At 70.9% G+C, this 25,776-nt stretch carries 24 protein-coding genes; 7 read left to right on the top strand and 17 right to left on the bottom strand.

Translation table 11 applies throughout. From position 1 onward, the window contains the following. Positions 1 to 12: 12 nt before the first annotated feature. Positions 13 to 882 (top strand): A/G-specific adenine glycosylase, encoded by an 870-nt coding sequence (locus KUV85_RS15695; RefSeq protein WP_219960824.1) that lies wholly within the window; start codon positions 13 to 15, stop codon positions 880 to 882. Between the two features lie 18 nt (positions 883 to 900). Here KUV85_RS15695 and KUV85_RS15690 read toward each other — a convergent pair whose 3' ends face one another. From KUV85_RS15690 to KUV85_RS15640, 11 genes are all read right to left on the bottom strand, one after another. Further along, a complete protein-coding gene (locus tag KUV85_RS15690) occupies positions 901 to 1,743 on the bottom strand; it encodes a hypothetical protein (RefSeq protein ID WP_219960823.1) in 843 nt (280 codons plus the stop codon). Between the two features lie 110 nt (positions 1,744 to 1,853). Continuing rightward, a complete protein-coding gene (locus tag KUV85_RS15685) occupies positions 1,854 to 2,786 on the bottom strand; it encodes an ABC transporter ATP-binding protein (protein WP_219960822.1) in 933 nt (310 codons plus the stop codon). A 92-nt stretch (positions 2,787 to 2,878) separates the two neighbouring features. Further along, positions 2,879 to 3,949 carry a glycosyltransferase family 2 protein gene (locus KUV85_RS15680; RefSeq protein WP_219960821.1) on the bottom strand — a complete coding sequence of 357 codons (1,071 nt, stop codon included), beginning with the start codon at positions 3,947 to 3,949 and terminating at the stop codon, positions 2,879 to 2,881. A gap of 6 nt (positions 3,950 to 3,955) precedes the next feature. Next, positions 3,956 to 6,517: an ATP-dependent Clp protease ATP-binding subunit gene (locus tag KUV85_RS15675; protein ID WP_219960820.1), complete on the bottom strand. Its 2,562-nt coding sequence runs from the start codon at positions 6,515 to 6,517 to the stop codon at positions 3,956 to 3,958. A 168-nt stretch (positions 6,518 to 6,685) separates the two neighbouring features. Further along, positions 6,686 to 7,012, bottom strand: a complete 327-nt coding sequence (locus KUV85_RS15670; RefSeq protein WP_219960819.1) for a histone-like nucleoid-structuring protein Lsr2 — start codon at positions 7,010 to 7,012, stop codon at positions 6,686 to 6,688. Between the two features lie 120 nt (positions 7,013 to 7,132). Continuing rightward, positions 7,133 to 7,912 carry a type III pantothenate kinase gene (locus KUV85_RS15665; RefSeq protein ID WP_219960818.1) on the bottom strand — a complete coding sequence of 260 codons (780 nt, stop codon included), beginning with the start codon at positions 7,910 to 7,912 and terminating at the stop codon, positions 7,133 to 7,135. Continuing rightward, positions 7,909 to 8,829: a carboxylating nicotinate-nucleotide diphosphorylase gene (gene nadC, locus KUV85_RS15660; RefSeq protein ID WP_219960817.1), complete on the bottom strand. Its 921-nt coding sequence runs from the start codon at positions 8,827 to 8,829 to the stop codon at positions 7,909 to 7,911. Before nadC ends, KUV85_RS15665 begins: the two co-directional genes overlap by 4 nt. Beyond that, complete coding sequence (locus KUV85_RS15655) at positions 8,826 to 10,514, bottom strand: L-aspartate oxidase (protein ID WP_219960816.1); 1,689 nt, start codon at positions 10,512 to 10,514, stop codon at positions 8,826 to 8,828. Before KUV85_RS15655 ends, nadC begins: the two co-directional genes overlap by 4 nt. 20 nt (positions 10,515 to 10,534) lie before the next feature. Next, positions 10,535 to 10,954 carry an aspartate 1-decarboxylase gene (gene panD, locus KUV85_RS15650; protein ID WP_219960815.1) on the bottom strand — a complete coding sequence of 140 codons (420 nt, stop codon included), beginning with the start codon at positions 10,952 to 10,954 and terminating at the stop codon, positions 10,535 to 10,537. Then, positions 10,954 to 11,880 carry a pantoate--beta-alanine ligase gene (gene panC, locus KUV85_RS15645; protein WP_219960814.1) on the bottom strand — a complete coding sequence of 309 codons (927 nt, stop codon included), beginning with the start codon at positions 11,878 to 11,880 and terminating at the stop codon, positions 10,954 to 10,956. The genes panD and panC overlap by 1 nt, the downstream gene beginning before the upstream one ends. Beyond that, the gene (locus KUV85_RS15640; protein ID WP_219960813.1) at positions 11,877 to 12,830 is read right to left on the bottom strand and encodes a Rossmann-like and DUF2520 domain-containing protein; all 954 of its coding nucleotides are present in this window, start codon (positions 12,828 to 12,830) and stop codon (positions 11,877 to 11,879) included. The genes panC and KUV85_RS15640 overlap by 4 nt, the downstream gene beginning before the upstream one ends. A gap of 223 nt (positions 12,831 to 13,053) precedes the next feature. On the opposite strand from KUV85_RS15640, the gene KUV85_RS15635 reads away from it, so the two are divergent. After that, positions 13,054 to 13,965, top strand: coding sequence for a sulfotransferase domain-containing protein (locus KUV85_RS15635; RefSeq protein WP_219960812.1), 912 nt, complete (start codon positions 13,054 to 13,056; stop codon positions 13,963 to 13,965). A gap of 12 nt (positions 13,966 to 13,977) precedes the next feature. On the opposite strand, the gene KUV85_RS15630 is transcribed toward KUV85_RS15635, so the two are convergent. After that, positions 13,978 to 15,057, bottom strand: coding sequence for a sulfotransferase family protein (locus KUV85_RS15630; protein ID WP_219960811.1), 1,080 nt, complete (start codon positions 15,055 to 15,057; stop codon positions 13,978 to 13,980). Positions 15,058 to 15,093: 36 nt separating this feature from the next. On the opposite strand from KUV85_RS15630, the gene KUV85_RS15625 reads away from it, so the two are divergent. Further along, the gene (locus KUV85_RS15625) at positions 15,094 to 16,215 is read left to right on the top strand and encodes a glycosyltransferase family 2 protein (RefSeq protein WP_219960810.1); all 1,122 of its coding nucleotides are present in this window, start codon (positions 15,094 to 15,096) and stop codon (positions 16,213 to 16,215) included. Between the two features lie 24 nt (positions 16,216 to 16,239). Here the strand turns inward: KUV85_RS15625 and KUV85_RS15620 are convergent, their stop codons facing one another. Continuing rightward, on the bottom strand, positions 16,240 to 17,136 hold the full coding sequence (locus KUV85_RS15620) for a sulfotransferase domain-containing protein (RefSeq protein WP_219960809.1): 897 nt from the start codon (positions 17,134 to 17,136) through the stop codon (positions 16,240 to 16,242). Positions 17,137 to 17,192: 56 nt separating this feature from the next. Between KUV85_RS15620 and KUV85_RS15615 the strand changes: the two genes are divergently transcribed. Beyond that, positions 17,193 to 18,338 (top strand): hypothetical protein, encoded by a 1,146-nt coding sequence (locus KUV85_RS15615; RefSeq protein ID WP_219960808.1) that lies wholly within the window; start codon positions 17,193 to 17,195, stop codon positions 18,336 to 18,338. A 6-nt stretch (positions 18,339 to 18,344) separates the two neighbouring features. Here the strand turns inward: KUV85_RS15615 and KUV85_RS15610 are convergent, their stop codons facing one another. Next, entirely contained in the window at positions 18,345 to 19,886 is a 1,542-nt protein-coding gene (locus tag KUV85_RS15610) for a hypothetical protein (protein WP_219960807.1), read from the bottom strand. Beyond that, positions 19,883 to 20,869, bottom strand: coding sequence for a hypothetical protein (locus KUV85_RS15605; RefSeq protein WP_219960806.1), 987 nt, complete (start codon positions 20,867 to 20,869; stop codon positions 19,883 to 19,885). The genes KUV85_RS15610 and KUV85_RS15605 overlap by 4 nt, the downstream gene beginning before the upstream one ends. Positions 20,870 to 21,107: 238 nt before the next feature. Here KUV85_RS15605 and KUV85_RS15600 point away from each other — a divergent pair, with 238 nt between their 5' ends. The 3 genes from KUV85_RS15600 to neuC are packed head-to-tail and all read left to right on the top strand — an operon-like array spanning position 21,108 to position 24,012. Continuing rightward, positions 21,108 to 21,827, top strand: coding sequence for a cytidylyltransferase domain-containing protein (locus KUV85_RS15600; protein ID WP_219960805.1), 720 nt, complete (start codon positions 21,108 to 21,110; stop codon positions 21,825 to 21,827). After that, on the top strand, positions 21,824 to 22,861 hold the full coding sequence (locus KUV85_RS15595) for an N-acetylneuraminate synthase family protein (protein WP_219960804.1): 1,038 nt from the start codon (positions 21,824 to 21,826) through the stop codon (positions 22,859 to 22,861). Before KUV85_RS15600 ends, KUV85_RS15595 begins: the two co-directional genes overlap by 4 nt. Continuing rightward, the gene (neuC, locus tag KUV85_RS15590) at positions 22,858 to 24,012 is read left to right on the top strand and encodes a UDP-N-acetylglucosamine 2-epimerase (protein WP_219960803.1); all 1,155 of its coding nucleotides are present in this window, start codon (positions 22,858 to 22,860) and stop codon (positions 24,010 to 24,012) included. The genes KUV85_RS15595 and neuC overlap by 4 nt, the downstream gene beginning before the upstream one ends. A 6-nt stretch (positions 24,013 to 24,018) precedes the next feature. Here the strand turns inward: neuC and KUV85_RS15585 are convergent, their stop codons facing one another. Both KUV85_RS15585 and KUV85_RS15580 read right to left on the bottom strand, forming a co-directional pair. Further along, positions 24,019 to 25,113, bottom strand: coding sequence for a GNAT family N-acetyltransferase (locus tag KUV85_RS15585; protein ID WP_219960802.1), 1,095 nt, complete (start codon positions 25,111 to 25,113; stop codon positions 24,019 to 24,021). A gap of 64 nt (positions 25,114 to 25,177) precedes the next feature. Beyond that, positions 25,178 to 25,747 carry a hypothetical protein gene (locus tag KUV85_RS15580; RefSeq protein ID WP_219960801.1) on the bottom strand — a complete coding sequence of 190 codons (570 nt, stop codon included), beginning with the start codon at positions 25,745 to 25,747 and terminating at the stop codon, positions 25,178 to 25,180. Positions 25,748 to 25,776 lie beyond the last annotated feature (29 nt).

The raw sequence follows: 25,776 nt of genomic DNA, 5'->3' as shown, positions 1-25,776 counted from the left end.
AGAATCTGCGTGATGTCCAAGCGTCTGGTGGCACCGATCGTGGCGTGGTACGACGTCCACGCCCGCGACCTGCCGTGGCGGCAGCCGTCGGCCACGCCCTGGTCGGTGATGGTCTCGGAGTTCATGCTGCAGCAGACCCCGGTGTCGCGCGTCCTCCCGGTGCACGAGGCGTGGCTGGACCGCTGGCCGACGCCGGGCGACCTGGCCGCGGAGGCCTCCGGCGAGGCGGTCCGCGCCTGGGGCCGACTGGGGTATCCCCGGCGCGCGCTGCGGTTGCACGCGAGCGCGGTCGCGATCACCGAGCAGCACGAGGGAGCGGTGCCGGCCACCTACGACGAGCTCCGTGCCCTGCCGGGCGTGGGCGACTACACCGCCGCCGCCATCGCGACCTTCGCGTTCGGCCGCCGCCACGTCGTGCTCGACACCAACGTGCGCCGGGTCCTGGCGCGGACCGTGCAGGGCGAGCAGTTCCCGGCCCGCTCGGTGCGCCGCGCCGAGCGCGACCTGGCTGCCGAGGTGCTGCCCGAGGACGAACCGACCGCGGCGACCTGGTCGGTGGCCGTGATGGAGCTCGGTGCCCTGGTCTGCACGGCCGAACGCCCCCGCTGCGGGGCCTGCCCGGTCGCCGACCAGTGCGCCTGGGTGGCCGCCGGCCGGCCGGCGTACGACGGTCCGCCGCGGCCCGTGCAGGCATGGGCGGGCACGGACCGCCAGTGCCGGGGGCGGCTGCTCGCCGTGCTGCGCGACGCCGAGGGCTCGGTGACCGCCGCCGACCTCGACGCCGCGTGGGACGACCGGGACCAGCGCGCGCGGTGTCTGGCCTCGCTGCTGGCCGACGGGCTCGCGGTCCGGACCGCCGAGGGCCGCTACGCGCTCCCCTGACGGTCGGTGGCGGGAGCGCTACTTCACCTCGGCCCGCAGCACGCGCCAGGCACCGATCACGATCGGCACGAGGACGTAGAGGACGGCGGTGAACCCGAACTGGACGTACTCCAGACCCCCCACGTCCACCGCCTGACCGGCGTAGTCCTCGCCGGACACGATCGGCATGCTCGCCGTCGTCATGTCGACCCAGGGCAGGACGTCGCGTGCCCAGTCGAAGAGGAAGAACAGCGTGGAGTAGACCATGAACGGCAGCAGGAACCCGATCACGTAGAAGATCGCGACGGCACCCGCGGTGTTGAGCACCAGCATGCCGAACCCGAAGCCCATCAGGAAGAACAGCACCTGCACCACGACGGTCCACAGCAGCGTCGACACCTCGAGGTTCCACACCACCTCGTTGCCCGTGATCGCGCCGTAGAGCAGGTTCCCCACGGCACCGAGCAGTACGGCGGCCACGATGGTCAGCACCGCGAGCGCACCCACCGCCAGCAGCTTGGCCCAGATCACCCGCATCCGCTGCGGCTCCCGGGTGAAGGTCTCCAGGTGGGTGCGTTGGCTCCACTCGCTCGTGACGGTCAGGATGGCGAAGACCGGCACCAGCAGCGACACCGGGATCACCATGATCTCCGAGATGCCCGACGCCGAGAGCCGCACCGTGTCGTCGACCGCGGCAACCAGCAGCGTGATGCCGAGCGCGAGCACCAGGAGGGCTCCGCTGACGGCCAGCAGCCAGAAGCCGGCACGGGTGTCGGTCATCTTGCGCCACTCGACGGCGACGATGCGCCCGAACGGCACCGGTCGCGTCCCCGAGACGTCGATCCGCAACTCGCTCGTCCCTCGCTCGACTCCGTCGCTCACAGCACCTTCCGGTGAGCTCGGTCGCTCGCTCGTTCCTCGCTCGACTCCGTCGCTCACAGCACCTTCCGGTGAGCTCGGTCGCTCGCTCGTTCCTCGCTCGACTCCGTCGCTCACAGTCCAGTCCCTCCTTCGGTGGTCGCCCCGGCGAGGTTGCCCTCGCGCTGGGCGTCGGCGGTCAGGTCGAGGAAGAGGTCCTCCAGCCCGGATGCCCCCGACCGCAGGTCGGAGAGCACGATGCGCTCATCCACGGCCAGCCTGCCGACCTCGGTCGGGGCCGCACCGATCCGCACGCCCTCACCGGCGACGTCGGCCGACCAGCCCCGCCGCTGCGCTGCTGCGGCCAGCGCGTCGTTGTCGACCGCGGTCGCGAGCGTGACGTCGTGCCGGGTGCCGTCCAGCAGGGCGCGCTTGTCGCCCTGCGCCACGATCCGCCCGCGCCCGATCAGGATCATCTCGTCGGCGATGAGCTCCACCTCGTTGAGGAGGTGACTGGAGAGCAGCACCGTGCCGCCCCGGTCCGCGAAGTCCTTCAGCAGGCCGCGCATCCAGCGGATGCCCGCCGGGTCGAGGCCGTTGGCGGGCTCGTCGAGGATGAGGACCTCCGGGTCACCCAGCAGCGCACTCGCGATGCCGAGTCGCTGCCGCATCCCGAGCGAGTAGTTGCGCAACCGCCGGCTCGCCTCGGCATCACTGAGCGAGACCATCGCCAGCATGTCGTCGACCCGCGACTGGGGCGCGCCCACCATCCGGGCACCGAGCGAGAGCACCTCCCGCCCCGTCCGCCCCGCGTGCTGGGCCGAGGCATCGAGCAGGACGCCGACGTGCTGGCCCGGGTTGGGGATGGCGGCGTAGTCGTGACCACCGATGGTCACCGAGCCCGCCGAGGGTGCCGTCAGGCCCACCATGATCCGCATCGTCGTGGTCTTCCCGGCCCCGTTGGGTCCCAGGAAGCCGGTGATGCGGCCCGGCCGACACGTGAAGCTGACATCGTCCACGGCCGTGAACTGGCCGTACCGCTTGGTGAGTCCCTCGACCTTGATCATGGCGCCATCGTTCCGCACCCGGCCGCCGCGCACATCGGTCGCAGGACGGAACCTCGCCTCCCCCGCGCGGATGAGGCGGGCGGCCTACGCCGTCAGCGTGGGCGGAGGCGACGCATCGCCTTGGCCAGCGGCCTGTCGGTCGCGTGCGGCTCGCCGTCGCGGTCGATCGGTCGCTTGGCCGGCGGGCGGAAGGAGGACTTCGGCTCCGCGGTGACCGCCACGACGGCCCGGTCGAGCGCGCTGCGGGTGGCGCCGTCGAGGGCCGCCGGCTGGTGGGTGCCGCGGTCGGGGTCGGCCTCGACGAGCAGGCCGAGCTCCTGCAGGGCGTCGAAGTCGTCGGCGGTGGTCTCCTCGAAGATCCGCAGCAGGTACCGCTCGGTGACCTCCGGCGGCAGCGCGAGGTCACGCAGCGCGCGGACCGCACCCTGGGTGCCCTGGCGTCCCGGCCGCAGCCGCAGGGCCGGGCCGGCGTCGATGAGGGCCATCCACTTCCGGACGAACTCCTCGCCGGAGTAGGACTCGTAGTGGAGGACACGCAACGACGGGTCGACCCAGGTGTCGACGCCGCGCGCCTCCTCGTCGATCGGGTCGTGCAGCGTCAGCCACGCCCCGGCGCCGGGACGTACGCCGGTCTTGCCCTCGGCGTGCCCGTGGAAGTACGCCCCCTGGCGCGGCGCGTCGATGATGCCCAGGGTGGCGACGAGGGACAGCTCGTCCTCGGTCAGCGGGCGCTTGAACCAGGTCGGCCAGCCGTCCCACTGCGCCTGGGCGACGGACTCGAGGACGCCCAGCCGGGCGGCCGGCGTGGTGGGCGGGGCGCCCGCCAGCCGGTCGCGGTCGATCTGGGCGACCTCGTCGCCGTCGATGTGGAAGAGCCAGTCCGCGCAGCCGACCTCGCGCAGCGCGGCCTGGACCGCGTTGGCGTTGATCCGCTGCCGCTCGTTGAGCTGCTTGGGACGCGACCCCTGCCACCAGGCCTGGTCGGTGCGGATGCACGTGACGTGCGGGTGGTCGTCACACCAGGCGCGGACGTCGGGACCGGCCCCGTCCAGCAGGACGAAGAGGTGGTCCACACCGCCAGCGAGATTGCCCGCCACGAACCGCTGCACCCGCGGCAGCGTGTCCTTGACGGTGCTGACCGTGCAGACCAACCCCCCGGTCACGTGCTACTAGCCCTCCGAGGACTCGTCGGAGCCGCCCGACTCCTCACCGGAGCTGTCCGACTCCGAGGCCGTCGTCTCCAGCGGGGGCATGTCGGGCAGGTCGCCCATCCGCTGCCCCTCGAAGGTGAAGGTCGTGTTCGGACCCTCGCCCTCGACGTCGACGAGCACGATCTGGCCCGGTCCGACCTCGCCGTAGAGCATCTTCTCGGCCAGGACGTCCTCGATGTCGCGCTGGACCGTGCGGCGCAGCGGACGGGCACCGAGGACCGGGTCGAAGCCACGCTCGGCGAGCGTGTTCTTCGCGGCCTGGGTGAGCTCGATCTTCATGTCGCGGTCGCGCAGTCGCTCCTCGACGGCGCCGACCATGTTGTCCACCATCGAGATGATCTGCTCCTGGCTCAGCGGCGGGAACACGATGACCTCGTCGACACGGTTGAGGAACTCGGGGCGGAAGTGCTGCTTGAGCTCCTCCGACACCTTGCCCTTCATCTTCTCATAAGAGCCCTTGGCGTCACCGGCCTGCTGGAAGCCGAGGTTGACGCCCTTGGCGATGTCGCGCGTGCCGAGGTTGGTGGTCATGATGATGACGCAGTTCTTGAAGTCGACGACCCGACCCTGCGAGTCGGTGAGGCGCCCCTCCTCCAAGATCTGCAACAGCGAGTTGAAGATGTCGGGGTGGGCCTTCTCGACCTCGTCGAAGAGCACCACGGAGAACGGCTTGCGGCGCACCTTCTCGGTGAGCTGGCCGCCCTCCTCGTAGCCGACGTAGCCCGGGGGCGAACCGAACAGCCGCGAGACGGTGTGCTTCTCGCCGTACTCGGACATGTCGAGCTGGATCAGCGCGTCCTCGTCGCCGAAGAGGAACTCCGCGAGCGACTTGGACAGCCACGTCTTGCCGACACCGGAGGGCCCGGCGAAGATGAACGATCCGCCCGGCCGCTTCGGGTCCTTCAGGCCGGCACGCGTACGCCGGATCGCCCGGCTGAGCGCACGGACGGCCTCCTCCTGGCCGATGACGCGCTTGTGGAGCTCGTCCTCCATCTTGAGAAGTCGCGTGGACTCCTCCTCGGAGAGCTTCACGATCGGGATGCCGGTCGCCACGGCCAGGACCTCGGCGATCAGCTCCTCGTCGACCTCGGCGACCTCGTCCATGTCGCCGGCGCGCCACTGCTTCTCACGCTCGGACTTGGCGAGGATGAGCTGCTTCTCCTCGTCGCGGAGGTTGGCGGCGACCTCGAAGTCCTGACCGTCGATCGCGGCCTCCTTGCGCTCGCGGACCTCGGCGATCTTGTCGTCGTACTCGCGCAGGTCGGCCGGGGCCGTCATGCGCCGGATCCGCATCCGCGAGCCCGCCTCGTCGATCAGGTCGATCGCCTTGTCCGGCAGGTAGCGGTCGGAGATGTAGCGGTCGGCCAGCGTGGCTGCGGAGACCAGCGCCTCGTCGGTGATGGTCACCCGGTGGTGCGCTTCGTACCGGTCGCGCAGGCCCTTGAGCATCTCGATGGTGTGGGCGATGGACGGCTCCGCGACCTGGATGGGCTGGAAGCGGCGCTCGAGCGCGGCGTCCTTCTCCAGGTGCTTGCGGTACTCGTCCAGCGTCGTGGCACCGATGGTCTGCAGCTCGCCGCGGGCCAGCATCGGCTTGAGGATGCTGGCGGCGTCGATCGCTCCCTCGGCCGCGCCGGCGCCGACGAGGGTGTGGATCTCGTCGATGAACAGCACGATGTCGCCGCGGGTCTTGATCTCCTTGAGCACCTTCTTCAGGCGCTCCTCGAAGTCACCGCGGTAGCGGCTGCCCGCGACCAGGGCACCCAGGTCGAGGGTGTAGATCTGCTTGTCCTTCAGCGTCTCGGGCACGTCGCCCTTGACGATGTCGGCCGCGAGGCCCTCCACCACGGTGGTCTTGCCCACGCCGGGCTCACCGATGAGGACCGGGTTGTTCTTGGTGCGGCGCGAGAGCACCTGCATGACCCGCTCGATCTCCTGCGACCGGCCGATGACCGGGTCGAGCTTGCCCTCGCGGGCGTCCTGGGTCAGGTTGCGACCGAACTGGTCCAGCACCAGCGAGGAGGACGGCGCCTCGCCGCCGGGCGCACCGGAGGTGGCGGCCTGCGAACCGGACTCCTTGCCCTGGAAGCCCGAGAGCAGCTGGATGACCTGCTGGCGGACGCGGTTGAGGTCCGCACCGAGCTTCTGCAGCACCTGGGCGGCGACGCCCTCGCCCTCGCGGATCAGGCCGAGCAGGATGTGCTCGGTGCCGATGTAGGAGTGGCCGAGCTGCAGGGCCTCGCGCAGCGAGAGCTCCAGCACCTTCTTGGCGCGCGGGGTGAACGGGATGTGGCCCGAGGGCGCCTGCTGGCCCTGGCCGATGATCTCCTCGACCTGGGCACGCACGGCCTCCAGCGAGATGTCGAGGGACTCCAGCGCCTTGGCGGCGACGCCCTCCCCCTCGTGGATCAGGCCGAGCAGGATGTGCTCGGTGCCGATGTAGTTGTGGGACAGCATGCGGGCCTCTTCTTGGGCCAGCACGACCACCCGACGAGCTCGGTCGGTGAACCGCTCGAACATGTGCGCATCTCCTCAAGCCATGTGTGGCTGCGACTACCGCAACTTCTGGTAGTCCAACTGTCCGACCACCCTACGCGTTCCCGGTTCGCGGCGAGGATCAGTGCGCTGAGAGCGAACAACCACTCCGGTGGGCCCGACCGACCGGTCGAGCCCGCCGGAGGGAACGGCTCAGTGAGCGGCGTCGTACGCCGACCGGATGTCGGCGGGGATGCGGCCGCGGTCAGGCACCTCGTAGCCCTGGTCGCGGGCCCAGTCGCGGATCTGGCTGGCGGGCGTGCTCGAGCCGCCACCCTTCGCGGCCCCCCGGCTGCGCTTGCCGGCGGCCACCTTGCGGCCGGCGGCGACGTAGGGCGCGAGGGCCTCGCGCAGCTTCTTGGCGTTCTTGTCGTTGAGGTCGATCTCGTAATTCGACCCGTCGAGTCCGAAACGGACCGTTTCACTCGCATCGGTGTCGTCGATGTCGTCGATCAGGACGATGTTGACCTTCTGGGCCACGTCCAGCTCCTTCCCAGTCCCCCCAGGTGGATATGAACAAACAGAAACCTAGGGCACGAAGGGAGCGCGATCAACTCGACAGGAAAGCCAATTCCGAATACCGGAGGAAATCGCGGGGAATCACGTGCGGGAATTGCGCTCGAAGACCATTTCCAGCCCCCGCAGCGTGAGCCACGGCAGGTGGTCGGTGAAACACTCGCATTCGTCGACGACGAGTTCGGCGAGATAGCCGGTCGCGACGACCCTGACGTTCTCCTCGGGCATTTCCAGGGTCCGCACGATGCGCGCCACCAGGCCCTCGACCTGGCTCGCGACGCCGAAGACCATGCCCGACTGCAGGGCCTCGACGGTGTTCTTCCCGATGACGCTGCGGGGACGGGCCAGCTCGACCATGCGCAGCTGCGCACCGCGGCGTTCCAGCGCCTGCAGCGAGATCTCGATCCCCGGCGAGATCACGCCGCCGACGTAGCTGCCCCGGTCGTCGACCACGTCGAAGGTCGTCGCCGTGCCACCGAAGTCGACGACCACGGCGGGACCACCGACGAGTCGGGACGCCGCCAGGGCGTTGATGATCCGGTCGGTGCCGACTTCTCGGGGATTGTCGACCTGGATGGGAATTCCGGTCCGGACGCCGGGTTCGACGATTACCTGCGGCAGGTGGTCGAAATGCGCCGCCAGCATCTCGCGCCACTGGTGGAGCACCGTCGGGACGGTGGCGCACACCGCGATTCCCGACACCTCCGCGGCACGGTCCTCCAGCAGGCCCCGCAGCAGCACGGCCCATTCGTCCCGGGTGCGGTTCTCGACCGTGGCGACCCGCCAGTGCGCGATGACCTCGCCCCCACGGACCAGGCCGATCACCGTGTGGGCATTGCCGATGTCCACGGCGAGCAGGCTCACGGCGACACCGCGCTTTCCTCGCGCAGGTCCAGGCCGATGTCGAAGACGGTCACCGAATGGGTCAACGCGCCGACGGAGATGAAGTCGACCCCGGTGCCGGCCACCTCCCGCGCGCTGGTCAGCGTCAGCCCGCCCGAGGCCTCCAGTGTCGCGCGGCCGGCGGTGATCCGGACGGCCTCGGCCATGGTGGCGGTGTCCATGTTGTCGAGCAGGATCTCCTCACAGCCCGCATCCAGCAGGGCGGAGAGCTGGTCGAGGTCGGTGACCTCCACCTCCACCCGCAGGTCGGGGTACGCCGCCCGCACCCGCTCGTACGCCGCGACCACGCCGCCGGCAGCGATCACGTGGTTGTCCTTGACCATGGCGCGGTCGGAGAGGCTGAACCGGTGGTTGAGGCCGCCGCCGCAGGTGACGGCGTACTTCTGCAGCGCGCGGAGGCCCGGCAGGGTCTTGCGGGTGTCGAGCACGCGGGCGCCGGTGCCCGCCAGGGCGGTGACCCACAGCTGGGTGTGGGTCGCGATGCCCGACAGGTGGCAGGCGATGTTGAGCGCGACGCGCTCGGCGGTCAGCAGGCCACGGGCCGGGCCGGTCACGGTGAGCACGGCGTCGCCCGGGGTGACGATCGTGCCGTCGGGGGTGCGGTGCCCGACCTGCACCTGCGGACCGAGGACCATCCGGAAGGTCAGCTCGGCGATGGCGAGCCCGGCCACGACCCCGGGCTCCCTGACGTTGAAGTCGCCGACCACCGGCGCCTCGGAGGTGATCGTCGCCGCGCTGGTCACGTCCTCGGACGGCACGTCCTCCACGAGGGCTGCCGCGACCAGGTCGTAGGTCGACCGCGGGTCCAGTCCGGCGTCGGCCAGCTCGGCCAGGAGCGGCCCGGGCAGGTCGTCGTACGCCGTCGCCACCGGGTTCATGACAGCTCCTCCACCGTGGGGTCGGTCTGTGGGGCGGGCGTGAAGCCCACGGTCGTCTCGCCGTCGCTGCGGGTGACGTCGAAGTGGCCGGCCCAGCGGTCGTCGTCGCGCTGCGGGAAGTCCTCCCGCCAGTGCGAGCCGCGGGTCTCCTCGCGGAGCGACGCCGCCTCGGCCATGGCCGTCGAGAGCATCACCAGGTTCGTGGTCTCCCAGGACTCCTGGTCCACGACCTCGCTGCCCTGGCCGGCGAGCTTGTCCAGCCGTGCCAGCGCCTCGGTCATCCCGTCGGCGGTGCGCAGCACGCCGACGAGGGAGGTCATCGTCTCCTGCATCTCGGCGCGGGCGGCGCCAGCGACCAGGCCGGGGACGCGGTCGTCGGTGACCGGGTCCCCCCAGGGTCGCAGCTCATCCGGCAACACCTCGGCGATGCGCCGGGAGAAGACCAGCCCCTCCAGCAACGAGTTGGAGGCGAGCCGGTTGGCGCCGTGCACGCCGGAGCAGGCGACCTCGCCGGTGGCGTAGAGCCCGGGCAGGTCGGAACGGCCGTGGAGGTCGGTCGCGACGCCGCCGGAGGCGTAGTGGCAGGCAGGGGCGACCGGGATCAGCTCGGTGACGGGGTCGACGCCGTGGGCGCGGGCGGTGGCCAGGATGGTGGGGAAGCGCTCCTCCCAGAACGCCCCGCCGAGGTGGCGCGCATCGAGCCACACGTGCGGCCGGCCGGTGGCGAGCATCCGCTTCATGATCGTCTTGGCGACCACGTCGCGCGGGGCGAGGTCGGCGAGCTCGTGGACGCCGACCATGATCCGGTCACCGGCGTCGTCGACGAGGAATGCTCCCTCGCCGCGGACCGCCTCGGAGATCAGCGGCTGCTGCCCGCGGGAGTCGGGGCCGAGGTACATCACCGTCGGGTGGAACTGCACGAACTCCAGGTCGCGCAGCGTGGCGCCGGCGCGCAGCGCCAGGGCCATGCCGTCGCCGGTCGAGACGGGCGGGTTGGTGGTCTGGCTGAAGACCTGTCCCAGCCCGCCGGCGGCGAGCACGACGGCACGGCAGCGCACCGCACCGACGCCGTCGCGCTGCCCCTCACCCATGACGTGGACGGTGACGCCGGCGACGCCGCCGTCCTCGGCGTGCAGCAGGTCGACGGCGAGGGCGTGCTTGATGACCTCGATGTCGGGGGCGGCCTTGACGGCGGCCTTGAGGGCGCGCTGGATCTCGGCACCGGTGGCGTCGCCGCCGGCATGGGCGATCCGGTCGCGGTGGTGCCCGCCCTCGCGGGTCAACGACAGCTCGCCCGCGGGCGTCTTGTCGAACTCCGCACCGAGCGCGATGAGCTCACGCACGGCTTCCGGGCCCTCGGTGACCAGGGCACGTACGGCGTCCCGGTCGCAGCCACCGGCACCCGCGACCAGGGTGTCGCGCAGGTGCTGGTCGGGCGAGTCCTCGGGGCCCAGCGCGGCCGCGATGCCGCCCTGCGCCCACCGCGTCGAGCCGGCGGACAGCTTGTCCTTGGTGATCACCATGATCTTCTCGACCCGGTGCCGCAGTCGCAGCGCAGCGGTCAGGCCCGCGATGCCGGAACCGATGATGACCACGTCGGCCCGGGTGGTCCACCCGGGCTCGGGGGCCGCGAGCCGGCCCGGGAGCGCACGGGTGACGCTCGGACTCGCGGACGTGGGATCCATGGGTGCCCCGTGGCGGGCGCTCAGTGGCCCGCGGTGACGTCGCCGCGGGTGAGCGAGGGGTCCCCGAAGGTCTCGGCCGGGTCGAAGCCGGTCGCCATCACCTTGTTGTCGGCGTCGACGAACACCACGTGGGGCTGGAACTCCTGTGCCTCCTCGGTGGTCATCTGGCCGTAGCCGATGAGGATCACCAGGTCACCGGGGTGCACGAGGCGCGCGGCGGCGCCGTTGATGCCGATGACGCCGCTGCCGCGCTCGCCGGCGATGGTGTAGGTCTCCAGCCGGGCGCCGTTGGTGATGTCGACGATGTGGACGAGCTCGCCCTCGAGAAGGTCGGCCGCCTCGAGGAGGTCGGCGTCGACGGTGACGGAGCCGACGTAGTGCAGGTCGGCCTGCGTCACCGTGGCGCGATGGATCTTGCTCTTCATCATGGTGCGCAACATCAGTTGTCTCCTCCGGTTGCCGGCACCCCGAGGGTGAGTGCCACGTTGTCGATGAGTCGGATCCCGCCGACCCGGGCAGCGATGAGAGCGCGGGCCCGGGTGCCGGGCGGCACCTCGGCGGGGAGTTCGGAGAGGTCCGCGGCGCGGATCTCGAGGTAATCCAGGTCGACGCCGGTCGCGCTGCGCAACTCGGCGCGGGCGGCAGTGAGCGCAGCGGTCGGGCCGTACTCGGCGTCGGTCCGGGCGGCGTACAGCACCCGGCTGAGGGCGGCGGCCCGGAAGCGCTCCTCGTCGTCGAGGTAGCGGTTGCGGCTGGACCGGGCGAGGCCGTCGGACTCGCGGTCGGTCGGAGCGCCGATGATCTCCAGCGGCCCGCGGCGGCCGGAGTAGCACAGGTCGGCGACCAGGCGCCGGATCAGCACCAACTGCTGGTAGTCCTTCTCGCCGAAGATCGCCGCGTCGGGCCGCACCAGGCCGAAGAGCTTGGCGACCACGGTGAGGACGCCGCGGAAGTGGCCGGGACGGATCGCGCCCTCGAGCTGGGAGGCGAGCGAGCCGGGGTCCACGGTGACGCGGTCGGTGGCGTCAGCGGTCGGTACGCCGTCGGGGTAGACCTCGTCCACCGCCGGCGCGAACACCACGTCGGCGCCCTCGCGGCCACAGACGTCCAGGTCGGCGTCGAAGGTGCGGGGGTAACGGTCCAGGTCCTCACCGGGCCCGAACTGCAGCGGGTTGACGAAGATCGAGACCACGACCGAGCCGTCGGTCCCGGCGCGCTCACGGGCGCGGCGGACGAGGCTGGCGTGGCCCTCGTGGAGGGCGCCCATCGTGGGCACCAGGACGACGTCGCCGTCGCGCTGCTCCAGCACTGCGGCGAGTTCGGCGCGCGTGGCCGCGACCGTGGGGGTGTGGACCGCCGTACTCACGGCGCCTCCGGCGTCTCGGCGGCCGCGGGGGTCTCGACACGACCGGTGGTGCGCGCGGCCCGGCCAGCGAGACCGTCCAGCAGCGCGGCGATGGTCGCGGCGCGGATCGGCAGCACCCGCCCGTCGGTGACGGCGCGGTCGAGGGTGGCGCGGGCGAGCGCGACGTAGGTGGGCAGCGCGTCGGGCGCGTTGACCGCGATGTCCTCCAGGTGGGCGGCGACGGTCTGCACGTCACCGCGCACGATCGGACCGGTCAGGGTCGCGTCGCCGTGCTCGAGGGTGTTGTCCAGCGCTGCCTGCAGCAGGGGGCGCAGCGTGTTGCCGGGCTCGGCCACGCCGGCGGCGGCGAGCATGCCCATCGCCTCGCTGACCAGCGTCACGAGGTGGTTGGCGCCGTGCGCCAGACCCGCGTGGTAGAGCGTGCGCATCTCCTCGGGCACCCACATGGCGCGGCCACCGAGGGCGGCGACCAGGCGCTCGGCGAAGTCGCGCTCGGCATCACCGGCGGTGAGGCCGAAGACGCAGCCGCTCAGGCGGTCGAGGTCGACCGCGGTGCCGGTGAAGGTCATCGCCGGGTGCAGCGCGACCACCCGCGCCCCGAGGGCGGCGGCCGGGGCGAGCGGCGCCAGGCCGTGGCGCCCGGAGGTGTGGACGACGTACTGGCCCTCGCGGAGGGCGCCGCTGTCGGCGAGCACGCGGACGACGTTGGCGAGCATGTCGTCGGGCACGGTCAGCAGCAGCACGTCGCAACCGCGCGCCACGGCGCTGGGCTTGTCGAGCGGTACGCCGGGCAGCAGGTCAGCGGCGCGGTCGCGGGAGGCGTCGGACTCGCCGGACGCGGCGACCACCTCGAAGGGGTCGCCGGCGCGCTGCAACCGGGCCGCGAGGACGGAACCGACCTTGCCGGCGCCGACCAGGCCGATGCGCAGGCGTGCCTCAGGTGTGCTCATCGAAGAACCTTTCGTTCCAGTCCCGCCGACCACCCGCGGGTGCGGGCCGGTGTGGGTACCGGACGTGTGCTCTGGTGTGAGTCGTCGCTGACAACGGTACGCCGCGCCGCGGCGGGACGGAACGCCCCGGGAGCGTGGGACGGGTCACACCGGTAGCCTCGGTCCACCGAGGGCGACACCTCCGCGAGTGTGCCGCCGGCCTCCGCCGCAGCGAGAAAGCACCGTGAGACACACCAGCCAGCGCAGCCAGCGACAGCTCCGGCGCCAACGGCGGCGAGTCGACATGCTCGCCGATGGACCGAGCCTGCCGATCACGTGGGCCATCGCCGGGGTGCAGAAGGCAGCGACGAGCACGCTCTACCGCTTGGTCAGCGCCCACCGGCTCGTCACCCGCGGCCCGGAGAAGGAGATGCACTTCTTCGACCGTGAGGACCACGACTGGAGCGACCCGGCCTATGACACTTACCGGCGACCGGCCATGCGGCCCCAGCACCGCAGTGCGGGTGACGCAACCCCCATCTACTTCTTCTGGCCGCGTGCGATGGAGCGCATGCAGCGCTACCGCCCCGACATGCGGCTCATCGTCGTGGTCCGGGATCCGATCGAGCGGGCCATGTCCCAGTGGGCGATGGAGCGAGCGCGCAAGCGCTACCCGTCGGTGCCGGAAACCATCGAGCAGTTCGCATCGGCTCGACTTCCGCTGGAGGTTCCGGCGGACCGTCCCCAGGCGCAGTTCCGTCGGGAGCAGCAATACACCCGCGGGCTCTACGGGCAACAGCTCAGGCGGGGGCTGTCGCTCTTTCCCCGTGAGCAGTGGCTTCTGTTGGACTTCCAGGACGTGGCCCGGGCGCCACACCGCGTGCTGGATCGGGTCACCGACCACCTCGACCTGCCACGGTTCGAGTCCCACCCGGAGCCCCGCCACGGGCACCGGTCCTCGACCGAGCAGTCAGGCCCTCCGCCGACCGCCGACCACGTGCGGCAGCTCGTGGACTCCTATGCCCGGGACCTCGAGGAGTTCACCCACCTGTCGGGCATGGACGTCTCCCACTGGCCCACGTGGCAGGTCGCCCACGGCCACCTGCCGGCGGCGGAGTTCGCCGAGCGCATCGCGCGCAAGCTCGGCCTGTCCTGACTGACGGCCGGGTCAGCGGGGCCGGCGCAGGGCGCGGCGTACGCCGCGACGCACCCCGGCGGGCACCAGCGCGCGCACCTCGTGCGGGATCAGGTCGACCCGGCGGCGGTTGCCCGGGATCGGCTCGTAGTCCACGCGGTCGCGCTCGGCCTTGAACTTCTGACGCATCTCGCGACGGACCTCGCGCCGTGCCGCGATGCGCGAGGAGGTGCTCATGTCCTCGGCGGCCTGGTAGAGCCCGGCGTAGGTCTCGCGCAGCTCGTCCAGTCGCGCCTGCGCGTCCGGGGTGTCGCCACCCGGTTGGCCCAGCGCGGCCAGCTCATTCCAGGTGTCCATCACCAGGTCGTGCAGCGGCGGGGCGAGGCCGAGCTCGGCCAGGTCGGGGGTCACACGACGCAGCGCGGGGTCGATGAAGGAATCGGCCTCCGCGACACGGTCGGGGTCCTCGCTCAGCGCCACGCCGAGTGAGGAGTTGACGTGCGCCGCGGTGCCGCGCCAGTCCTGGAGCAGGTCGGCGTAGCGCACGAAAGCGCGTCCGCCGCCGGCGGACCGGGTCTCGTGCTCGGTGTGGAGCAACATGTTGACCCAGGAGGCGGCCAGGTGGGAGGGGCTGTTGAGCGCGTTGTAGTACTTGCGCTTGCTGCCGACGACTTCGGCCGGCGGCCGCAGCATGGTGACGAAGCCCAGCGTCGCGTCGTTGCGTTGGGCCGCGGACCGCCACATGGGGAGGAACCAGCTCAGCCGCGGGTCCTTGACGACCAGCGCGGGATGGTCGGCCAGGTGCTCGGCGAGCCACGCCGCGGCGCGCTGCTGCTCGACGTCACGCTCGGCGACCTCGCGGGCGAGGTCCCAGGCCTGCGGACGGGAGTCCGACACCTGCACGCCGGCGAGGCCAAGCATGCGGTCGTGGGTCTCGACCACCCACGACGGCTCGCCGAAGCCCTTCGGGTTGGTCTCGTCGGCGACGATCTCCGGCTGCGGCACGTGCATCCCCAGGATCCGCAGGAGGCCCGACATGCTGCTGGTGCCACTGCGGCCGGCGCCGGCGACGAAAACGACACGGCGATCCGGGCTGTGGGGAATGGCGCTCACGGGATCTCACCCTATCGTCCGGCTACGGTTCCTCGTGTGTCCTGGCTGTCCCGGCGCCGCTCCGCCCCCCAGATCGGTGTCGTCGTCCCCGCGTACGACGTCGCCGCCTACCTGCCCGCCTGCCTGGACAGCCTGCTCGCCCAGACCCACCGCGACCTCGACGTCGTCGTGGTCGACGACGGGTCGCCGGACGACTCCGGCGAGATCGCCGAGCAGTACGCCGCCCGCGACGAGCGCGTGCGCGTCCTCCACATCGACAACCGCGGGCTGGGCGGGGCACGCAACGAGGGCCTGCGGCACGTCCGTGGGGAGTGGATCACCTTCGCCGACTCCGACGACGTGGTCCCGCCGACGGCGTACGAGCGGCTGCTGGCGCAGGGGCGGCGCACACGTGCCGACCTGGTCACCGGTGACGTGGCGCGACTGGTGGGCGACGAGGTGCGCACGCTCGGGTGGTCGCAGCGCCTGCACGACGCCGACCGGCGCTGGCTGCGCATCGCGGAGCGTCCGGAGCTCCTCGGCGACGTCTTCGCGTGGAACAAGCTCTACCGCCGCGAGTTCTGGGACCGCGCCGGGCTGCGGTGGCCCGAGCGGATCCGGTACGAGGACCAGCCCACCACGACCGAGGCCTTCGTGGCGGCCGAGCGCATCGGGATCGTGCCCGAGGTGGTCTACCACTGGCGCCAGCGCGAGGACGGCACGTCGATCAGCCAGCAGCGCGCCAGCGTCGAGGACCTGCGGGACCGGTGGACGACCAAGCGGATGTCGCTGGCCACGGTGGCCGGCATGGGATCACCGGAGATGACGCAGGCGTTCCTCGACCGGGTGCTGCCTGGCGACCTGTGGCGCTACTTCCGGCTGATCCCCGAGGCCGACGACGAGTGGTGGGACCTGCTCGTCGCGGGCGTTCGCGAGTTCTGGGGCGAGGATCGCTCGCTGGTCCACTCCACCATGCTGCCCGTCGACCGGCTCACCGGTTGGCTGGTCGAGCAGGGGCGTCGCGACGACGCCGCACTGGTACGCCGCTACCGCGCCACCCACGAGGGACCGCTCCCCCGCGTCCCACTCCCCGACGGCACGGTGCGGGTGGACGTACCCGGCCTGGACCACGCCGGCGTCGCCCCCGAGGCAATGGCGCTGCGACGAGGAGAGCACTGACCGATCCGCTGGCCGGCGCCCGGCTCAGCGCAGCGGTCCGATCGTCACCTCGGGATCGACTCCGGAGTCGGACAGCACGCGCTCGACTGCGGCGACGTCGTCGTCGTCGAAATACTCGCGCCACTGGCCCACCGCGCCGCTGCGGACGAACGACCCGCGGTCGAGGTCGGCCTCGAGAGTGCGGCCCTGCTGCTGCTCGTCCTCGGCGGCGTTCTCTGCGGTGGATCGCTCGACCGCACGCGTCAGTGCATCGGTGTCCGGGACGACGTCGATCGCGTCCAGCGCGACGGCGAGCGTGCCCGCGGTGTCGCGCATCAGGTCGTCGTAGTCGACCATCGCGGCACCCCCGCCCGGGATCACGCGCTCGGTGAGGTAGCGGTGGTTCAGCGCCCAGTAGCGGACGTAGACGTCGATCAAGTCGCGTGGGTGCGAGGCCTTGCCGCGGTTCGCGTCGCGGTACTCGAAGAAGTAGTAGTAGCAGGAGACGAGGAAGTCCAGGACGTTGCGGGACGCGCAGAGCTTGGGCCCGCCGTGCTCCATGACGTCGACCATCAGCCGACCGCCCATGGCCCGGCCGCGCTGGAGGTGTTGGACGAGCAGGTAGTCCACGCCGAGTCCGGGCCGCAGATCCCCCATCGTCTCCGGCACCGGGTTGGTCCCCCGCCGGATGAAGCTGCGCTCCACCGAGTAGCGCGACAGCGCGGCGTAGTCCGCACGATCGGCTCCCGGGTCAGCGACCTGGAGCGAATAGTTGATCAGCAGATAGCGGAGCCACGTCGTGCCGCACTTCGGGATGGTCAACAACAGCATCGACTGCGGGTTGTTGATGAAGGCGGCGACGTCGCGGTCGACGTAGGCCATCGAATCCAGCCGGGAAAGCTGGCGATCGAGCCGTCTCGTGTCGTTGAGATCGGCGAACATGGTCGCACTCTAGCCGTCGGGTCCCGGGGACCCATACACGCAGTAGGCTCCCGAGCATGGCCGGCCGCCTCCACCTCCACATCGGTCCTCCGAAGTCCGGGACGACCTACGTTCAGCAGGCGCTGTGGTCGAACCGGGCAGCAATGGTCGACGCCGGACTCGTGCTCCCACTCGACAAGGCGGCCGCCCAGAAGTCGGCGTCCGCCGGCCTGATGGGGAGCGCCAATGACGGGAACCCGCGAGCGCTCGAGCGGTGGTTGGAGCTCGCGCGGACCGTGGAGAGCACCGACCGCGACACCATCGTGAGCCAGGAGCTGTTGTCCTACCTGCCCGACGACCGCATCGAACGCCTCCTGCAGTCGGTGCCCGACACGGCGGTGCACGTCGTCATCACCGCACGGGACCCCGCGCGCCAGCTGACCAGCCTGTGGCAACAGACCGTCAAGCAGGCGGGCCGTCCCGACTTCCCCGACTGCCCACCCCCGCTGGGTGACTACGCCGCGCTCGTGGCAGACGGCCAGGTGGACAGCTGGAACGTCCAGCAGCACCTGCCGACGCTGCTCCGCCGGTGGGCGCGCCACGTCCCGGCGGACCGGATCACCGTGGTGTCGGTCCCGGACAGCTCGTTGCCCCGCGACACGCTCTGGCGTCGGTTCGCCCGGGCGGTCGACGCCGAGGACGTGGAGGTGGATCTGCCCGACGGCAACTCCAACACCAGCCTGGACCACGACCAGACCGAGCTCCTCCGCCAGGTCGTCGTCGAGCTCGGCGGCGAGGTGAACTGGCCCCGTCCGGGCTACCGCGTCATCCGCAACGACATGGTGGCATCCGTCCAGGCCCGTTCCGGTGGTGCCCGGATCTCCTTCCCCGAGCGCCACCGGCCGTGGGCGGTCGACCTGGCCGACACCACGATCTCCACCATCGACGAACTGGGTGTCCACCTGATCGGCGAGGAGTCAGAGCTGCGACCGGCCGGGGCACCACCCGACGCACCGGATACGCCGGCGGCCGAGCCATCGTTCGACCCGCTGACGGTGGCAGCACTCGCGCAGACCTGTCGCTACCTCGGCGCGCAGTACACCAAGCTCGACCGGCGGGACAAGCGGATCGAACGGCTTCGCAAGGAGCTCGACCAGAGACAGCAGGCTGACCTCGAGCAACAGCCGGCACCGTCCTGGTGGCGCCGGCTCGCCGGCCGGTGAGCCCGGTCAGTACTCGCCGAGGACTGTGCGGAACGCATCGCGATGGCACTCCGGGTCGCGACTGATGTAGTCGCTGTGTTCCACCGGACGTCCGATGCAGGCGTCGAGCGCGGCGATCAGTGACGGCCCGTCGACTCCGGCACTGAAGACGCCGCGCTCGAGGTAGTCCTCCATCATGGCCTCGCCCACCTCGTCGATGATGATGACCGGCCGACGCTGTTCGTTGGCCTCGAACGCCACGGTCGAGTAGCTCGTGAGCACCGCATCAGAGAAGTCAATGAGCGCTGACAACGGCTCGTTCGTCGCCAGGTCCACCTCGAAGTTGGCGTGGCCGATGCCGGCAAGGTGGCGTTCGACCTTCGGGATGACGTGCCGCGAACGGGGGTGCAGCCGGATGAGCCAGAGGGTGTCCGGGTCGGCCCGGATCGCGGCCTCGAGCGCCGAGGGCAGCAGGCTGCCCGCCTCCTCGTGCACCAGCATGTCGGGCTGCCAGCAGAAGAGGGCGACGCGCTTGGTTTCGGCACGCATGCGGTGCAGGGCATCGGGAACGGTGCCGGACGCGACGGAGACCTCGCTCGGGGCGAGCTGCTGCTCCGGCTTGCCGCCCAGCACCGGGCGATGGACCGCGGCCGCGTCGCCCAGCGAGCGTCGCAGAAGCCGCGCGCTCTCCTCGCCCCACACCCAGAAATAGTCGGGCAGACTCGCCCACCCCGAGGCCGGCACGCATCCCAGCCGGCCGTAGGCCGACAGGTAGCCCATGAACCCGTGCTCGACGTCGACGCTGGTCACCCCTGCGCGTCGGGCCGCGATGATCATGGCCATCCGCTCGGTGTTGGCGATGGAGGACTGGACCACCACCCGCGGTCGCCACTCCTCCAACAGGCCTTGGAACTGCTCTGCCTGCCAGAGCATGGTGCGCAATCGGTGACGGATGTACTCCGGTTGGTACTCGATCGCGAACCCACGCTCCTCGCAGTGGGCAACGATGTGTTCCAGCTCCCCGAAGAGCCGGTCCTCGCCGGGGACCGGCGGGCTCGGCCGGCCGCCGTTCATCTCCTGGGCGTAGCGCCACGGGGTGTGGGTGAACCGGGCACGCAGGGAGTCCGGCGTGGCACGTACCAGCTTGGCGCACCGCTCGGGTTTCCCGTAGAGCTCCAGGACACTGTCGGCGATGCGGTTGTAGCAGCCCTGTCCATCGGATTCCCCGTAGTCCTGGAAGGCGTGGAAGAACAGCAGATCCAGGTCCGCGGGCACGTCGGCGGCGGACGTCCGGAAACACGTCATGCCGCCGGCCTGGCGGAACTCTACGTCGACCTCGTCGGGACCGAGCTCCGGCATCGGCCGCCCCGCCGACATCGGCTTGACCAACGCCTGGTCCCCGAGCACCTCCCGGTAGGTGTGACCCCGGTGGTCCACGAACGGCTTGATCAGCATCATGCCGCGCAACGGGATCCACACGTTGACGCCGTCGAGCTCGAGGGCGTCAACGTCGAAGGTGCTCTCGATCTCGGCGATCGAGTCGTAGACCTCCAGCAGGTTGAACTTCACGACACGGTCTCCTGACGCAGCCAGCCCTCGAGTCGGTCCCGAGCGACGTGGCTGGCATCGACGTCGATGAGGTCGACGACCTGGTCGTAAATACCCTCGGGGGTGTCCTGTCGGCGCAGGTCGGCCGGGTCCAACTCACCGCGGCGCAGACTGAGCCGCTCCATCCAGTCGACCGCGGTGGCGGTGGGTCGGAGCGCGTGGCTCCGCGCGAAGGTCTCCATCGCCTCATCCTCTCGACCGACGTAGGCGAGGAGCTGCCCCAGCTTGGTCAGCAAGTCGGGCCGCTCGGAGAGTCCGACCGCCTGCTCGTAGGCGAGGATCGCCTCGTCGAAGCGGTACGTGGCCTTGAGCAGGGCGGCGCGATTGGCGTGCAACGGCACCGACGACGGGTCCAGGCGCGATGCGCGCTCGAAGACGGCCAGCGACTCGTCGTACCGGCGGGCGCGCTGGAGCGCCTTGGCCAGCACCACGAGATGACGCGAGGTCGGTGCCGCCCGAACGAGGTCCTCCCCCGCGGCGACGGCAGCACGACGGCGACCGGTGCGCAAGCAGGTCCGGGTGAGGGACCAGAGCAGGTCGGGCCGGTGCTGCGCCAACGCCGGCCGTGCGAGGTCGACCACGACACTCCCGGCCTCACGTTCGTCCCGCTCATCGAAGGAGGCGACGAGCTCATCCGTCGCCGAGGCCAGGCGCCTCGGGCGGAGGCGGCCGGCCGGCACCTCGTCACTTGTGGCGCGACGCCAAGCGGTCAGGGCGTCCTGGACGCGGCCGAGCGCGGCGAGCTGCAGGGCCAGCTCCACCGGGGGGAGGGCAGCAGCCAGGTCGTCCCACCTCTCCAGATCGACCAGAACGGGGCCGGCGACGCGCCGCCACGACGCGTCGCGGCGGTCCTCGGACGGAACCGCGTCCAGCAGCCGCCATGCGGCGTCGGCATCGCCTGCCGCAGCGCGTCCCTCGGCCGCCGCCATCAGGGCGGACGTCACGCGCGGCTCCCCGCCCAGCGCCCGAAGGGCGCCCAGGAGCGGTGCCATCACCGGGAGGGCGCCGCGTGCGGCGGTCGCGGCGAGCAGCCGGGCCAAGTACCCGAGAAGGGCGGGCCGGAGGCGGGAGATACGCCGAACTATGTCCCTGATACCGACCACGACTTTCCTACGACCATTGCGCCAACGTGCCGCGGAGGGGCTTCACAAGCCCACCGCGCCTGCAGGCTAGCATCGCGCAATGCTCGATTCCCCGGAGGCGAAAGGCCGTGGCGGCGCGCCCTTCGTCGCCGTCGTTCCCCTCAGGGCCGGGTCCAAGGGGTTGCCAGGCAAGAACGTACGAGAACTGGCGGGACGGCCGCTTTATCGTCATGCCGTCGAGCACGCCCGCGACGCCGGTGCGACTCGGATCGTCATCACCACCGACGTCCCCGAGGTCCTCTCCGCGGACCACGGTCAGGACGTGGTGCTCCACCACCGACCCGACGCACTGGCCAGTGACACGGCGACCATGGACGACGTTCTGGGCGACGTCCTGGCCCGCGGCGAGTTCGACGACGTCGACGTCGTACTGCTGCAACCCACCTCACCGTTGCGGCGCGTGGCCCAAGTCCGTGGCGCGATCGACCTCTTCCGGGCCGGCGCCTGGGAGTTGGTGATGTCGGTGTGCGAGGCCGACCGGGGCGTCCTGAAGTACGGCACCATCGAGGACGACCGTTTCCGTCCGCTCCGTTCTGCCGAACACCCCTTCCAGAACAGGCAGTCCCTGCCCCGGGTGCATCGACCCAACGGGGCGATCTACGTGTTTGCTGCAGAATGGTTCCGGCACCGCGGCAGTCTCGCCACCGATTCGATTGGTGCATTCGAGATGCCGTCGGCAGACTCGTGGGACATCGACAACGCTGCAGACTTCGACGAGTGCGAACGTGTACTCAACGCACGGAGAAGGACAGAACAATGAAGATCGGGAATCGTGACGTCGGGCCGGAGCACCCCCCGTTGGTGATCGCGGAGATCGGTATCAATCACGGTGGCGATCTCGACGTCGCCAAGGAAATGGTGGCCGCCGCGCATTCCGCGGGCTGCGAGATGGTCAAGCACCAGACCCATTTCGTCGAGGACGAGATGACCGACGAGGCCAAGGAGATCTTCCCTCCCAACGCGGACAAGTCGATCTGGGACGTCATCGCCGAGTGCGCCCTGGACCGCGAGCAGGAGAAGGAGCTCAAGGCCTACACCGAGGACCTCGGGATGATGTACATCTCGACGCCCTTCTCCCGCTCGGCGGCCGACTTCCTCGACGAGCTCGACGTGCCGGCCTTCAAGATCGGGTCCGGCGAGTGCAACAATCTCCCCCTCGTCGAGCACGTCGCGGCTTTCGGGCGCCCGATCATCATGAGCACGGGGATGCAGACCATCGACACGCTGCAGGACTCGGTGAAGATCCTCGACGAGAGCGGCGTCGACTACGCACTCCTGGAATGCACCAACCTCTACCCCTCGCCTCCGCAGAACGTGTCGCTGCGCGGTATCGCGGACCTGCGGGAGGCCTTCCCCAACGCGGTGATCGGTTTCTCCGACCACTCGATCGGACCGGAGATGGCGCTGGCCGGAGTGGCCCTCGGTGCCGCCATCGTTGAGCGACACTTCACCGACAGTCGTTACCGCCAGGGACCCGACATCACCGCGTCGATGGACCCGCCGGAGCTCCGCCGCCTCATCACGCTCAGCCGTGAGATCCACATCGCGGCCAACAACGACAAGCACCGCACGGCGGACGAGGAGGCGGTCTACCGCTTCGCGCGAGCATCTCTCGTCGCCGATCGAGACCTCGAGGCCGGCACCGTGGTCGACCGCGCCGACATCTGGGCACGACGTCCCGGGTCCGGCGAGATCCCCGGCTTCGACTACTACAAGGTCCTCGGCCGTCGGACGACCCGCGCCATTCCCCGGAACACGCAGTTGACGTGGTCCGACTTCGAGCCGACCGCATGACCCCACACGAGTCCCCGGACCGTAGCGGCGAAGCGCGCCGCATCACCTTCGTCACCGGCACCCGCGCGGACTTCGGCAAGGTCCAGCCACTCGCCAACGCCGCGGCCCGTCACGGGCACGAAGCCATCTTCTTCGTGACCGGCATGCACATGCTCCGCAAGTACGGCGACACCCGGCTGGAGGTGCGCCGGCAGGCCCCGGGCGACATCTACGAGTTCGTCAACCAGAGCCCAGGGGACGCCCACGACACCGTCCTGGCCAAGACCATGCAGGGCTTCGCGGACTGGGTCACCGAGTACCCCACCGACCTCGTGGTGATCCACGGCGACCGCGTCGAGGCGCTCGCGATCGCGCTCGTGTGCGCGATGCGCTACATCCCGTGCGCCCACGTCGAGGGCGGCGAGGTCTCCGGCACGATCGACGAGATCTACCGCCACTGCAACTCCAAGCTGTGCCGCTATCACTTCGTCAGCTCCGATACCGCCGCATCCCGCCTACAAGCGCTCGGTGAGCACCCCGACGACATCTACGTGATCGGCTCACCTGAACTGGATTTCCACGGCAGCGACGTCGAGGTGCGGATCGAGGAGGTCCGGAAGCACTACGAGATCGACTTCGCCGACTACGGGATCGCGGTGTTCCATCCGGTCACCTCCGAGTCCGACACGATCGCCCAGCAGACCGCCGACCTCTTCGACGCCCTGGAGGAGTCCGGGCGCTCGTTCGTGGTGATCTGCCCGAACAATGACCCCGGTTCCGAGCACATCTTCGCCCGTCTCGAGAGCCTGCCTCCGGAGCGCTTCCGGGTCATCCCGTCGATGCGGTTCTCGTACTTCTCGGTGCTGATGCGCCACGCCGCGGCCATCGTGGGCAACTCCTCCCTCGGTGTCCGGGAGGCCCCCTTCCTCGGGGTCCCCAGCCTCGATGTGGGCTCGCGTCAGACCAACCGGGCGACAGACGACTCGATCACACACGTGGCGGCGGACGAGCGTTCGGCGATCCGCTCCTTCCTCGATCAGGAGTGGAGCAAGCGGTACCCGGCGTCGACGGCGTTCGGCCGTGGCGATGCCGGCGAGCAGTTCAGTCGCATCCTGGCCGGGTCGGAGTTCTGGGAACGCGACCGCCAGAAGTCCTTCTACGAGCAGCCCTGACCATGATCAGCGCCCGGCGTCGCCGCCCACCACGATGTCGCGGTGCCAGGACTCGGTGACGTAGCGGGTCTGCCAGCCCATGGCGAGGTAGAGGTCCTGGGCGCCGGTCGGGGAGTCGGCGTCGACCTCGATACCGATGCGGGGGCGCCCGCGCTGGGCGGCGTCGGCGATCGCGGTGTGCAGCAGCCCCTTGGCCACGCCGCGGCCGCGAGCGGCGGAGAGCACCCCGAGGTACTCCACGTAGGACCCGTCCGGGCCGTCCTCGCTGTGGGACACCGACCCCACCAGGGTGCCGACGGGCACCGGCTCCTCGCCGTCGAGCAACTCAGCGAGCCACCAGTGGTCCCACGCGTGGCCCGGTTCCTCCCGGAGGCGGTGGATGAACTCCCAGAACGTCTCCCGGTGGGAGTTGAAGTGGTCGACGAACGCGCTCTCCAGCACCTCGTGCACCTCGCGCAGGTCCTCCACGTCCGGCAGCCCGTCGGGGCCGCGGCGTACGACGCGGACGCGGACGCCGTCTGCCTCCCAGCCCGCAGGGTCGCTGACCAGGTCGACCTCGCCGGCCTCGACGGGCCGGGTCATCTGCCACCAGCTGCGGACCCTGGCGAACCCGGCGCGCTCGAGCACGCGCTGCTGGGTGGTGTCGTCGGCGAAGACGGAGCAGTCGATCTGCTGGACCTCCACGCCCCGGGCCTCGGCCACGGTCCGCGCCTGGCTCTCCGCCCACTCCAGCAGCAGCTCGCTGCAGGCGCGGGCGGGCCCGGCGGCCAGCTCGCGGTCGACGACGTGGCTGTAGACCATGCGACCACCGGCGCGGTCGTTGACCGTGCCCCAGGCCCGGATGGTGCCGTGCTCGTCGCGGATGACGAGGTTCTCCCGCACCTCGGCCCCGCCGGTCTCGAGCAGCACGTCGTCCTCCCCCGACGATGCCCAGCCACGGCCCCGCTCCTCGTGGGCGCGCAGCAGGGCCAGCAACTGCGCCACGTCGGCACGGCTCCCCGCATCGGGGATCGCGAACTGCCAGTCGTCGGGGAGGGCGGCCGGCTCACCGTCCAGTGCCTGCTCCGGGTCGCTCTCGAACCGGTTGTCCTCCGGGATCACGCGTGCCACCCTTCCACACCGGCCTGCGCTGCCGACCGGTCGAGGAGGTTCGGTGGAAGCAGGCTCAGACCGCCCGGGCGGAGCTGGCGCGCCACTCGGCGTGCAGCAGGTCGAGCTCCTGCTCGAGCTCGGCCACCCGCAGGATGGCCTCGCTGGAGCGCTCCTCGGCCTCCTCCAGACGCCCGGCGAGACGACCCGACTCGGCCTCGGCCTCGGCGGCCAGGGTGCGTGCTTCCTCGAGATCACGGCGCGCAGTGGCGAGGTCGCGGGCGGTCTCGGTCAGCCGGCCCTCGAGTCGACGGATCGTCGCCGCACGGCGGGCCAGCTGACCGCGCTGCTCGGCGACGTAGGCGAGGTGCTCCTCAGAGCGGGCCTCGGCCTCGGCGCGGTACTCCTGCGCCTGCTGGGCGCGGTCGCGGGCGGCCTCACGGCGCGAGGCCAGCAGCTCGCTGTGCATGATCTTGGTGGCGGCAGCGCCGAGCACGGCGGCGGTCACGGCGGAGAGAAGGACGAAGGCCGGGGAGCCGGCCAGCGAGGCGGCCAGCACGACGGCGGCGCCCACGACGACGAGGGCAGCGGCGACCGTGATGCGGGTCGACCGCTGGCGGCGGCGGGAGGAGGAAGGGGAAGTCATGCCATCACGGTAGGCGATCGGACCGGGTG

The sequence above is a fragment of the Nocardioides panacisoli genome, from assembly GCF_019448235.1.
In the GTDB taxonomy this organism is placed as follows: Bacteria; Actinomycetota; Actinomycetes; order Propionibacteriales; family Nocardioidaceae; genus Nocardioides; species Nocardioides panacisoli_A.
This window is presented reverse-complemented; position numbering and strand designations above follow the sequence as displayed.